9 protein-coding genes are annotated in these 13,663 nt (G+C 36.5%); 2 read left to right on the top strand and 7 right to left on the bottom strand.

All coding sequences use genetic code 11. From position 1 onward, the window contains the following. Positions 1-644: 644 nt before the first annotated feature. Positions 645-2,315: a PucR family transcriptional regulator gene (locus BUB12_RS15955; RefSeq protein ID WP_072891904.1), complete on the bottom strand. Its 1,671-nt coding sequence runs from the start codon at positions 2,313-2,315 to the stop codon at positions 645-647. A 275-nt stretch (positions 2,316-2,590) separates the two neighbouring features. On the opposite strand from BUB12_RS15955, the gene BUB12_RS15950 reads away from it, so the two are divergent. After that, on the top strand, positions 2,591-3,928 hold the full coding sequence (locus BUB12_RS15950; protein WP_072891903.1) for an allantoinase: 1,338 nt from the start codon (positions 2,591-2,593) through the stop codon (positions 3,926-3,928). Between the two features lie 565 nt (positions 3,929-4,493). Here the strand turns inward: BUB12_RS15950 and BUB12_RS15945 are convergent. The 6 genes from BUB12_RS15945 to BUB12_RS15920 form a co-directional block, all read right to left on the bottom strand. Next, positions 4,494-5,885, bottom strand: a complete 1,392-nt coding sequence (locus tag BUB12_RS15945; RefSeq protein ID WP_084063386.1) for an NCS1 family transporter — start codon at positions 5,883-5,885, stop codon at positions 4,494-4,496. Between the two features lie 304 nt (positions 5,886-6,189). Then, positions 6,190-7,545, bottom strand: a complete 1,356-nt coding sequence (allB, locus tag BUB12_RS15940) for an allantoinase AllB (protein WP_072891902.1) — start codon at positions 7,543-7,545, stop codon at positions 6,190-6,192. Between the two features lie 244 nt (positions 7,546-7,789). After that, positions 7,790-8,659, bottom strand: coding sequence for an alpha/beta hydrolase (locus BUB12_RS15935; protein WP_072891901.1), 870 nt, complete (start codon positions 8,657-8,659; stop codon positions 7,790-7,792). A 39-nt stretch (positions 8,660-8,698) separates the two neighbouring features. After that, positions 8,699-9,226: a chromate transporter gene (locus BUB12_RS15930; protein ID WP_072891900.1), complete on the bottom strand. Its 528-nt coding sequence runs from the start codon at positions 9,224-9,226 to the stop codon at positions 8,699-8,701. Continuing rightward, complete coding sequence (locus BUB12_RS15925) at positions 9,223-9,780, bottom strand: chromate transporter (protein ID WP_072891899.1); 558 nt, start codon at positions 9,778-9,780, stop codon at positions 9,223-9,225. Before BUB12_RS15925 ends, BUB12_RS15930 begins: the two co-directional genes overlap by 4 nt. Before the next feature lie 33 nt (positions 9,781-9,813). Beyond that, positions 9,814-11,427: a gamma-glutamyltransferase family protein gene (locus BUB12_RS15920; RefSeq protein WP_072891898.1), complete on the bottom strand. Its 1,614-nt coding sequence runs from the start codon at positions 11,425-11,427 to the stop codon at positions 9,814-9,816. A 400-nt stretch (positions 11,428-11,827) separates the two neighbouring features. On the opposite strand from BUB12_RS15920, the gene BUB12_RS15915 reads away from it, so the two are divergent. Next, positions 11,828-13,309: a trypsin-like peptidase domain-containing protein gene (locus BUB12_RS15915; RefSeq protein ID WP_072891897.1), complete on the top strand. Its 1,482-nt coding sequence runs from the start codon at positions 11,828-11,830 to the stop codon at positions 13,307-13,309. Positions 13,310-13,663: the final 354 nt, after the last annotated feature.

Below are 13,663 nucleotides of genomic sequence, written 5' to 3'. Positions count from 1 at the left end.
AAGATAAATAAATTAGATTTGTTCACAATTTATTCAAGAAAAGTTAGACAAAGTTGTTAAAGAAGGAATCGTTTGATAATTCCTTGAAGTTAGTTAAATCTAAACATAAAAAAACCTCCCATCTTAGGAGGCAACTGAAAACTAAGTGATATTAAAAATTAGACTGACAATTCTATATGAAGTGTAGTATGCATGGGTTCGAGGCTGAGACAAAAATGTAGTGTAATCTCTACCGCTTCAGAAATACACTTCGCTTTCCGCGGGCGGCTGGTGAGCCAGGGAACTACTTGGTTAGGCTTCCTAGCACCCTTGCGCTGAGGAAGCCCACTGCGTAGCATTACTTGTAGATGCAAGCGCATCATGGGGTCTCACCTATGCCTCTGCTCCCGCCGGAGTCTACGTGTATGTCTTACGCTAGTGTGTATTCTTAGACAATAAGAATTATGGACCTACTGCAATATAACTAGTTGATTGGAGCGGAGGGCAGTCGACTCCTGCGGGAACAGCACGTGTCCGAAGACCCCAAAGCGGTGATTTTTCCGCGAGGAGGCTGAGGCCGTGCCCGCGGAAAGCGACTGTCCGCAGTGCAAATCAACAAAGCAGTTACATCAGAGTTGAATAATTCAATTGGGAGGTTTTCAACATTATACTGGTTTATTCTCTTCTTTTTCTAATACATCCAAAATTTTAAACCCTACTTGGACGGACAACATTTCTTCTGGATCTTCAAAGTTTATACCTGAAATTTCTTTTATTCTCTCAATCCGATAAGTTACTGTTTTGTAATGGACAAATAACTCTTGTGCTGTTTTTTTGGTATTTTGGCTACATTGGATAAATACTTTTAATGTCTCTACCAAATCATTTTTACCAGCATGCTGATAGTTTAGTAGTTTTTCCAATGATTGTGGTATGAAGTTAATCAATACGTTCTTATCTTTCACCTGATAAAGCAAGCGATAAATCCCTAATTCACTATAACTAACCGAAAAATCTGACTGATTATATAACTTTCCTAATTCCAAAGAGTCTTGTGCTTCCATATAGCTTTGCGATAAGTCATTAACATCTTGTGCTACATTCCCTATTCCCGTTTGTATAATAAATTCTTTTGTATCATTTTTAAATTTATCATGGATGTGGTTAACTGTAGCTTTTAATTTCGTTAACCAGTTTCGGTCACGTGCATCCTTTTGCTGAACTTTCCACAAAACAATGATTAAATTACTTCGTTCCCTGACAATAACATCCTTATTATAATACTCTATCGTTTCACGTAGATATTTATAATACCTCTGCTGCTCTGTATGGATTTTGGTGCCTTTCATTTCTACATCTTTTGCCTCTAAATGAAACACAACCGCAACATATTTGTTCTCCAAGTCAAAACCAATCACATTAGCTCTATCTTTGATTGAACTTATAGACTGTTGTTTACCGGATATTAAGTCATCAATTAAATCATCTTTAAATTTTTGTTCAACCTCTGAAATTGCAAACTTCTTCACAAATTCTAGTGACAGTGCTGTTGCTGCATTTTCAATCGCTATAAAATCAAATGAAGTGACTTTTTTATTTAATTCACTGATTACAAGATTCATCTTTATGTGGTTAATTGTCTCAATTACAACCACTAATTGTTCACTCTTCTGTTCTTGGATACTAGGAAACATTACTTTTTGACGGTAAAAAGGAAATTTCGTTTCTTTAATCCCTTCTTCTTTCATTATTTTATCCATTTCGTAAAATAGTGAAGTGGCATTGTCTGTTGTTGCAACACAACGAAACTCCCGGTCATATAAAGTAACTGGATTTTTAATAATATCAGCTAACGTATTAATAATGGCATCTTCGCCTTCATCAGCTAGTGAGAGAGCTGTAAAACGATCATGTACTTCTCTAAAGTATTCAAGCTTCTTCACCTTATCATTAAATAACTCTTCCATAACTGGGTACATTATATCGATAAACGGAATATCATTGGAGATTTGAATGATAGGCAATTGGAAGCAATCACAGGCCTTTAAAATATTGGGAGGAATTTCATCAAATACTTTTTTTATCTTCACTATCAATGCACTAACATTTTTACTTGATAAGCGTTCAATCCAATCAAAAGTTTGCTTATCCGTAAATTCCCGAACAGGATAAAGGCTCGTAATTATTACTTCTTCACCCTTTAACCAATCTGCTATGTCTGGTGAATCCAAAACTGTAATTCCAGAAATTATATTATTTAAACTACTGCTATTTCCAATATAAGCAGCGTCTTTCATTATCTTTTGTTTTAATAAATCCTTAACACGGTATTCCACTTTAGACACCTCCATCTAAAACGATAGATAGATTAACTAATCTAACTCTACTATTATAACAATTTTCTTATTGTCATGTAGATTAGAAACCAAACTACCAATAAGTTACAGTGTACAATTGTGTCATTTTGTGCATTTTAACTTAAAGGAGACTAGTTTCATTATCTAAACTAAACAATGACTTCAAAAATCTCTCGGATTACAATTAAGTAAGTTTCGTTTATTTTCATATACTATTTTTCAATATCAACATTATTTTTATAGGAGGCAAACTCATGAGTACATATGATGTAATTATTAGAAATGGACAAGTTGTCAATTCTGATTCAAAGTTTCAAGCTGATATCGCTATTAAAGGTGGTAAGATTCAACGTGTTTCTGTTGATCAACCGCTTGAAGGAACTGCTGACAAGGAAATTGATGCGAAGGGGCTTCATATTATGCCTGGTGTAATTGATACACACGTGCATTTCAATGAGCCTGGACGAGCAGAGTGGGAAGGCTTAGCAACAGGGAGTCGCAGTTTAGCAGCAGGTGGAGCTACAGCATTTTTTGATATGCCACTAAATAGTACCCCACCAGTTATTAACAAGGAAAACCTTCAAGCAAAAAGTAACTTAGCAGATCAAAAATCGGTTGTAAATCCTTATTACTGGGGAGGCTTAGTTCCAGAAAACATTGCTGAGCTGAAAGACTTACATGAAAACGGTGTAATTGGTTTTAAAGCATTTATGTCACCAAGTGGGATTGATGATTTCAATAATGCAGATGATGAAACACTGTATAAAGGAATGACTGAAATCGCATCCTTTGACTCCATTCTAGCAGTACATGCAGAAAGCACCGTAATATGTGATCAATTAGCTAAAGAAAAGATCAGCCAAGGAAAAACTAGCGCAAGGGACTTTGTTGAATCCAGACCGATTATTTCTGAAATCGAAGCGGTTAGAAGAATTATTTCTTATGCTGAAGCTACAGGATGTAAACTACATGTTGTCCATGCCAGCAGTAGAAAAGTAACCGACTTAATTAATGAGGCAAAAAATAAGGGCGTGAATGCATCGGTTGAAACATGTGCCCATTATTTAGCTCTTACAGTGAAAGACTTAGAAAAAAAAGGTGGACTTGCAAAATGTGCTCCACCACTTAGAGACAGCGATGAAGTAGAAGAATTATGGGTAGCACTTGCAAATGGTGAGATTGACATGATTGCCTCTGATCATTCACCTGCTCCAGCTTCCATGAAGACAGTTACTGACAACTACTTTGAAGGTTGGGGTGGAATTTCAGGTGCCCAATCCACATTAAATGTCCTATTAACAGAAGGGTATCATAAACGAAACTTACCTTTAGAGAAAATTGTTGAGGTAACTGCTGTCAATCCAGCGAAACGTTTCGGAGTAGAAAATAAAGGAACAATTGCTGAAGGGTATGATGCAGATATTACACTTGTTAATCTAGAGGAAAGTTTTGAATTAAAAGCAGAGGATCTATTCTATCGTCATCAGCACTCTCCATATGTTGGAAAGACATTTAAAGGAAATGTAAAAACTACGATCGTTAACGGAAATGTAGTTTACGATAATGGAAAAATCATTACAGATGAAAACTAAAAATCAAATGATTGTTAGTTATTCCTAACAATTTACAATTAATTTATTAAACAGGCTGAATCACTACATAGGATTCAAGCCTGTTTTTTTAGATAGAAAGTAAAAAAGGCTGCGACATTTAGATACAAACTGAACAATAGATTTGTTCGGATTTTTGAAATTATGAGGGAATTTTTAGTGCTGGCGTGAATTCTACCGCTACGGAAAATACACTTCGCTTTCCGCGGGCGGCTGGTGAGCCTCCTCGGACTTTCGTCCTGTGGGGTCTCACCTATGCCTTTGCTCCCGCAGGAGTCTTCGTGTATTTCCTCCGCTAGTTTTGGAATCAATATCAGTTTAATTAAAAGTATTGCAATTTAGATTGTTGATTGGAGCGGATGGCAGTCAACTCCTTAAAAATGCATTTTCTACGTGCGTTCTTCCTTGTAGCCTTCCTTGGGACTATGCCTGCGATTACTAAATCCCTTAGTCTTTGGTCGAGCTTATCACTATACCTTCAAAAAGAAAAATAGTGGGAAAATCATCATTCGATGACCTTACCCACTAATCTAGTATGTTTTATTTCCTATTCTTCAAAAATTGTATCTTTCTTAAAGCGTGATCCTTTGAATGCAAATTTAGAAATTAAGAAATACAAGATACCTGCTACAACAAAACCAATTATCCAAGCTAGGTCAACTTTTACAAATGCTGCAGCTGCACCACCGAATAATGCAATAAGAGCGGCAGGGTTCCACCCAGCAAATTGTCCATCTTTCTTGTAAAGTTCTTCTACTTTAACTTTTTGCTTTCTCAATACGTAGTACTCAATAAGTAAGATAGCAACGATTGGTCCTAAGAATGCAGAATAGATAAGAACGAACATATCTAATCCATGCGCTGAAGAATCTTGGACTAATAACCATGGGAATGATACCATTGCCAGTAACCCAGTGATCGTAACGGCAATTTTGTAATTTAATTTCGTAAATAACTGAATAACATACGTTGGTGAAACAATGTTTGCAACCATGTTAACTGCAATTACACCGAATACAATAAATGCTGAGACAAATAATGTTGCATATTCATTGCCAAGTAATGCTGGTAATGCTAATGCAGGGTTTACATACCCCGTAACAATAGCTAGCATTGCACCAACAATCAGTACAGAACCGTAGGCAATTGTAATTGGTAAGAAATAAAGTAATCCACGTTTTTTGTCACTTAGACCTGTTTTCAATTCACGAGAATAGTCAGCTGCACTTAAGAAGATAGCTGCATAGTTCCCCATGAATACCATCACAAATCCGAAGAATTCTAATCCCCATGTTCCTTCTGCCTTAACCCAGTTAGTGGCTATTTCAGCACTATGATCTTTAACTAAAATAACAAACACAACAGCAATAATTAACATAAGAACAACAGATGCAACGGTTTCTACCCATTTAATGGCATGGAAACCTTTCATAGAGATAAGTATCTGTGCTAATAGTAAAACTATGAAACTCACTGCAACATTATCGAAATCAAATAGAATTTTAGTAATTTCGTTTAATGCAGTACCACCTATCCAACTTTGAATACCATACCAGATAATAGCAGGCACACCACGTAGTAGGGAAGAAATAATTGTTCCTTTATCCCCAAAGGACATTTTTAACTGGACAACGTAAGGGATACCAGTTCTATATCCAGCTCTATCATTTAAAGCAAAAATAAGTGAAATAATTCCTATTGCAAGTACCGCAGCAGCAATTGTTTGCCACATGTTCAATGTTGCAACTCCCACTGCAATAACACTCATACCAAGGGTCATATTCCCCATATTAACACCATCACCGACCCACATAGACATATAACCGAATGGTCCTAATGTCCGTTCTTTATCGGTAGTTGGTTTTAATGAATCCGTTTCTGAGTTTACTTGTTGAACACCTGTTTCTTCTGCCACAGATGTACCAGGATTTGTAGACATAATGACAACTCCTCTTTACATTAACAACCCTTTATTTCGCCTAGAAAAAAGGATTACTATCTTTATTTAATCAATGCAAAATTTATTATAAGCGCTTCCAGCTACCAAGTCATTGTTCATGGATGACAAACTAAACAACTTATTTTTGTCCATAATAGACAAGCAGTAATTTCCATTAATGGATATGAAAAGATTCCTTAACACGACTTACGGTAAAAGAAGAAAGGCTCGTATTTAATACAGTAGTGTTAATGAAATAAACCTCTGTAAAAGATACAGAGGTTCTTTAATACTATTAACAATCTTATTTTGTAATAAGTTTACCAATAGGATTTCCAACAATACCTTCTTCTAAATCAAAAACAACATTTCCACGAACAATCGTTTTTGTAACACGACAATCAATGTTTCTACCTTCGTATGCACTGTGTTTATTTTTATAGTACAGGTCTTCACGTTTTACTGTATAGGATTGATTCGGGTCAACTAGGATAATATCCGCATCCTTAGCAACTGATATTTCACCTTTATTTGGAATGTTAAAGCGTTCCGCAGGTGTTGTCGCTATTAATTCCACAAAACGGTTTACTGATAATCCACGTTGTTTAACAGCCAAATCAAACATTAAATCCACATTATTTTGGGCTCCACTAATTCCTCCCCAAGCTTCAAATAAATTATCTGCTTCTAGTTTTAAATCTTCTGTACATGGAGAATGATCAGAAGTTAACCAGTCAATATTTCCATTTAGTAATTCTTCCCATAGCTTCTCTTGAACAGGTTTCTTTCTTAAAGGTGGCTGACATTTTGCGTATGCACCAATTTCTTCTACATCTTCAGCAGACATGGAGAAGTAATGTGGACAAGATTCGACTGTCACGTCAACCCCTTCAGAACGTGCTTTTAAGATAGCTTGTACTGCTTCAGATGTACTGATATGCACAAGGTGTAATTTACATCCAGTTTCTTTTGCTAATAGGATCGCTTTTTGTACTGCTTCCACCTCAGCTATAACCGGACGAGCATCAGGGTAATCCATAGCAGATGTTTTGCCTTCACGAATAAATTCTGCTTCCAGCTTACTTGTAATATCTGGATTCTCTGCATGGATACAAAGTATCTGATCTAATTCAGCTAACTTTTGCATTCCTTTATATAGCGTGTAATCATCTACATTTGTAAAATCATCAGGGATATCACTACCACAGTTTGAGATAAATGCTTTAAAAGCAAGAACTCCTGCATCAGACAATCCTTCAAGATCTTCTAAGTTATCTGGAACTAGTCCACCATAAAATGCATAGTCAACATAGTTTTGTGTTTTTGCTGCTTCTAATTTTAAGTCTAGAGCTTCCTTATTTACAGTTGCTGGTAAAGCATTCAATGGCATTTCTACATAACTAGTTGTACCACCCGCTGCCAATGCTTTAGAGCCCGTTTCGAACCCTTCCCACTCTGTACGTCCAGGTTCACTAATATGAACATGTGTATCAATCATACCTGGCATTACATATTGACCAGTAGCATCAATTACTTCTTTTGCATCATCGGTAATTTCCTCTGAGATACACGAAATCTTTTCATCCTTTATTCCGATGTCCACTTTCTTGACACCGTCACGTAATACGACATTCCCATTTTTAATTATTAAATCAAACATTCCTGTTTCCTCCTTTATCTATAAGAAGAGATAAAAAAACTAACAGTCTGTTGACTGTATGTAAAATAATCAACACATTATGTAGCTATGATCATCAAGACACTCACAACATTACTTGGACAGTATACAACTACCCTAGGAAACGAGTCTTTATACAATATCAACAAAAATTTATAGAAACATTGTTGATTTCGGACAAGAAAAAAAGAGCATCTATATTAGATACTCTACTCATTTGATGATTTTATACGAGTTTTTCTTTTAAAAAGCCAATAATCTCTTCAAAGGTTTGTTGTACTTGTGAATCATTCCAATGTTCGTCAAAAACATGATCTCCACCTTTTATAGTGATCAGCTTACTTTCAACACCATTGTCGGTAAGTTTTTGGTTCATTTTAACAGACTCTTCATAAGGTACATCTGTATCACTATCACCATGTATCAATAATGTTGGTGGATAATCTCTGTCAGCTAGGTAATAAGGACATAGAGATTGAATCTCTTGTTTTTGAATATATGGATCCATCCCCGTTGCTTCTTGTAACCAAGCTCCTTGTTGTCGACAATATAAATAAATCGCATACCTTTTTTCGATCGGTCCTTCAGAAAGAACAGTTGGTGATATTAATTGATAAGCCAAGTTTTTAGGAACCTGTGGTTTTTGTAGGAAAAATGAACTTGGCTTCATATACCAATCACCTGTAATATCACCATAGCCATATAATGAAACAATTGCTTTTGGTTTCTTCGTGAAAACTCCTGAAAGAAGGGCCAAATACCCTCCAGCAGAGCTTCCCATTACTGCAATTTTACTTACATCTATATCAAACTGTTCTGTACCATTTTCTTCTAACCAAATAATGGCGTCTTCAATATCTTTTTTTATTTCTATCACTTTCGTTTCCGGTGCTAACCGATAATCGATCGTAAAAACATTGAATCCTGCCTCATTAAAATAATCGATTTGATGTTTAGGCATATCCTCACGAGAACCCCAAATCAGCCCTCCACCATGTATATAGACAAGTACTGGTGCATTAGCTATACTTGTTGGATAAAAATCACCTTTTATACTACAATTTTCAACGGTTTTAAAGACTACTGTGTTTTTCATAGTTGTATTGTCACTGTCCTTACTTTAAAGATTAATTACTTATAAGAAGAAGCCCCCATAAACAAAAGCTCCTATTATTACAAATGCAGGGTGGATCTTTACTCGCTCTATTAACAAATAACTGCCAAGTGTAATGAAGATTGTTTGAAAGAGTCCGATTCCTGTATATGATTCAAAGAAAAAACGATACGCCATTAATCCTAATAGTATAGCGATAACAGGGCGCACATACATAGTTAATCGTTTTACTTTCGGTGAATCTTTATATTTATATAAAATACCCAACAAGAATACCATTAAAATAAGTGAAGGAGCAACTATTGCAAATACACCAATAAATGCTCCTAGTATTCCACCTTCATTATAACCAATAAATCCAGCCATTTTAGTTGCGATTGGCCCGGGTAATGAATTAGCTAATGCTAACACTTCACTAAACTCTTGAACATCCATCCATTCATACCGTTTTACTACTTCGTTCTCAACTAGTGGGATCGATGCTGGTCCTCCGCCATATCCTAGTATTCCAGGAATGAAAAAAGCTAAGAATATTTCCCAATACTTCATGAGGAACTCCCTTCTTTCACTTTATCTTTTTTCACTAAAGCAAAAATTAATAAAGCACCTATTATAATTCCTGGATGAACGTTCAGTAAGGATAATAGGATAAAAATGACGATGGACATCATAATAGTGGGCATCCAACCCATCCCTTTAATTGCTTTTTGTAAGAACTGAATGGTTAGTACTAAAAGCATCATCCCTACTACTGGAACGATTGCTGCTGTCATTCCTTTCACCCAATCGAAATCTTTAAAAGATGAAAGAGTAGATAGAAGGATAATCATCAATACTATAGTTGGTAAAACAGTAGCAATAACTGCATTAAGTAATCCAAGTACTCCTGAAACTCGATAGCCGATATAGCCTGCTAATTTAGTAGCAATAGGACCTGGAAGCGTATTTCCTAATGCTACTAAATCCCCAAATTCATCACTACTCATCCATCTATACTTATCTACAACCTCTTTATGAATTAGTGGGATAGAAGCTGGACCTCCACCGTATCCGAGGATCCCTACTCGGAAAAAAGCTATAAATATGTTCCATTGTTTACTCATATAGAGAACGTACCCTTTCCATATATTCTGTATTTACCAAGCTGCAATGGCCCCGTCTGTTCGTGATTCAGTTCCTCCTACTAACACACCTGTTTCAGGGTCCTTCCATATTATTTGGCCACGACCAAAGCTGTTAGGCTCAATTCCTAACCGTATTTGATGACCTTTATCAGTTAATGCCTGTATTAGATGATGTGGGAATCGATGTTCTACATCAACTATTTTATCTTTCATCCATTGCCAACGCGGGGCATCTAAAGCAACCTGAGGGTTCATCCCAAAGTCAATGGTATTCATGACAACCTGCATATGACCTTGTGGTTGCATAAATCCTCCCATGACTCCAAAAGGTCCTATTGGTTTATTATCTTTTGTTAAAAATCCTGGGATAATCGTATTAAATGTTTTCTTTCCTCCGGCTAATGCATTGCTGTGGTTAGGGTCCATAGAAAAATCATACCCTCGATTTTGTAGAGTTATTCCAGTTCCTGGTACGACCAAACCGGAACCAAATCCCATATAGTTACTCTGAATAAATGAAACCATATTCCCTTCATTATCTGCTGCTGATAAATAAATCGTTCCACTAGAAGATGGTTCCCCTGCTTCTGGTAAAATGGCTTTATCTGTAATTAACTCTCTTCTTTTTGCTGCATAGTGTTCACTTAAGAATTCCTCTGTAGTGAATTTCATATGTTTTTCTTCCGTAATGTATTTAAATCCATCAGCAAAAGCAAGTTTGATTGCTTCGATTTGCTTATGAATGGTATCTACCGTGTCTCTTTCTTCAAACGTATATCCCTTTAGAATATTTAATGCTTGTAATGCAATAAGTCCTTGCCCATTAGGAGGAATTTCCCAAACATCATATCCTCTATAATTTACACTAATAGGCTTCACCCATACAGGACGATAAGCTTCTAAATCTTCTTTAGATAAGAACCCATTATTTTCTTTAGAGAAACGATCTATTTTATTCGCTAACTCTCCACGATAAAATGACTCTGCGTTTGTTTCTGCAATTTCCCTTAAGGTGTCTGCATGGTCTTGTGACTTCCATACCTCACCGACTTGAGGAACATGACCATTCGGAGCAAAGGTCTCAAACCAATGCTTAAACATATCTTCTTTTAAGTTCTCTTTAAAAATATGATAGGCTCTATTCCAATATTTACTCAGAACTGGTGATAAAGGGTATCCTTCTTCTGCATATCGTATTGCTGGTTCTAAAACCTCAGTAAAAGGTAGCTTTCCAAACTTTTTGGATAACTCTGCCCAAGCCCCAGGAACACCAGGAACTGTTACCGGGACCCAACCATACTTTGGTATTTCGTCATATCCTGCTTTTTTGACAGCATCAATTGAGATGTTTTTTGGAGAAGGGCCACTCGCATTTAAGCCATGTAATTCACCTTTTGTCCATACCAAAGCATAGGCATCTCCTCCAATGCCATTAGATGTAGGTTCTAATACAGTCAGACTCGCAGCCGTAGCAATAGCTGCATCAATCGCATTACCGCCTTTTTTTAATATATCCAATCCAGCCTGAGCCGCTAACGGTTGGGATGTTGCAACCATTCCATTTTTAGCGTAAGTTGCTTGTCTTGAAATTGGGTAAGGGTTTGTTTGTGTTTGAAAAAATTTCATATAAGACACTCCTCGTATACTAGTACTACTTACTATCAATCTAAGAACTTGCATTTCCCCAGTCACTTATCAGTTTAGTAGTTTTTAATTAAAATGTAATTGTTTTTTCAACTTCTAAATGAGGTTTCGACAGTTGATAAAATTCTGAAAGGATTTATTTCATGCTACGAAATAAATTATAATCTGTCAATTAAGCACTTTCGAAAAATATAGAACCTACTATTTGGTTAGAACCTCTATTAGAGCGAAAAAATGGTTCCAACTTTATTGTCACTTATATTTAATCGAACCATCATCAATTCGACACGATTTTCATGATATAATTTAAATGTAAAGTAGTTTCTTGCGACTAAGTATTTAAAAAATACAACAAAGCCATAGAGAAAAGAGGCGAGGGCTTATGTTCTGTCCATCTTGTGGAAATGAGCGTAGACAAAACTCCCGATATTGCACACACTGTGGAGCGAAACAAAAACGGAAATTTTCACTACCCATGGTAATTATTCTTGTTGTTCTTTTAACGACAATTGCTGTGGTAATCATTGAACTTCTGTCAGATGATACGGTGACAACAAACTCACAATCTTCCATTGAAATCGCGCAATCAAAAGATAGTTCACTAGACTCCAAGGAAGCTGTAACACTAGCTGAACCTGAGAAAAGAGATTTAGAAGAAAATCAAAAACGTGAATTAACAGAGATTATTGCTGCTGCTCAAGAGACGGTTTATACAATCTTCACCGAATATAGTCAAGGGTCTGGATTTCTGTACAATAACAATGGGGACGTTGTTACAAATGCCCATGTTGTTGAAGGGGAAACCGAGGTGTTTATTAAAACAGTTAATGGGATAGAATATCCTGGTACTGTGATTGGATACTCAAATGAAACAGACGTAGCTGTTGTTCACGTACCAGACTTAGTTGGGCGCGAACCTTTTGGATTGGAAACGGATAATCCATCCATGATTGGGGAAGAAATTATTGCTTTAGGTAGTCCACTTGGATTAGAGAACACTGCAACGATGGGATATATTACTGGAGAAGATCGTAATTTTATCATTGGCAATTATTCTTATGAAAATCTATACCAGATCTCTGCTCCAATTTCACCAGGAAGTAGTGGTGGTCCTTTAATTACAAAGCAATCAGAAAAAATAATCGCTATTAACTCAGCTGAAAGTTTAGAAGCTGAATCCATTGGTTTTAGTATTCCATTGTATACTGTTAATGATTTAATTCAGTCCTGGATTAATCAACCTATGTCAGAAGAAGATATTCTGGCCCAATTTTATGATATTGACGGAGATTACTTCTTTGGTGATTTATGGTCCTCAGAAGATTCCGGGTACTTTGATGGTGGTGATTATTCAGAGGACGATGGGTATTATGACTACTGGGAATATGACTATGAGGACTTCTGGAATGATATTGGCGAAGAAATTTGGGAATATGACTGGAATGAAGATTGGTATTACGATGATTGGTACGAAGATGACTGGTATTATGATGAGTACTATGATGATAGCTGGTATGAAGACGGATACTATAATGACGAGTATTATGACGATAGCTGGTATGAGGACGAATACTATAATGACGAGTATTATGACGATAGCTGGTATGAGGACGAATACTATAATGACGAGTACTATGACGATAGCTGGTATGAGGACGAATACTATGATGACGAGTACTATGACGATAGCTGGTATGAGGACGAATACTATGATGATGAATACAACTATGAAGACGATGGTTGGTATGATGAAAATTGGTATTATGATGAAGAGTTTGATGAATGGTATTACTACGACTATGAGTACGACATTTGGTATTACTATGATGAGGTAACGGAAGAATTATATGAAATAGAAGAATAATATTATAGTAGAAGAGGCTTATATATTAATAATTATGCCAAAACTAGCGAAGGAAATACACGTAGACTCCTCGGAAATAAAAGTCGATTTCCTTCGTGCGATGATAATGCTTCCGACGCCCTTCTTGTCCTGCGGGAGCAGAGGCATCGGTGAGACCCCGTGATGCGCTTGCGTCTACTAGTAAAGCTTCGAAGTAGGCTTCCTCAGCGCAAGGGTGCAAGGAAGCTTATTCAAGTAGTTCCCTGGCTCACCAGCCGCCCGCGGCAAAGAAGACACTGTGAAAGCGACCGTAGGAAGCTTGAACAGATGTCGCACTTGTGCTGGAAGTGAAAGCGAAGTGTATTTTCCGTAGCG

It is taken from the genome of Ornithinibacillus halophilus, assembly GCF_900129485.1.
Taxonomy (GTDB): Bacteria; Bacillota; Bacilli; order Bacillales; family Amphibacillaceae; genus Ornithinibacillus; species Ornithinibacillus halophilus.
The sequence above is the reverse complement of the archived record's forward strand: the minus strand, read 5'-3'. Positions and strand labels throughout refer to the sequence as shown.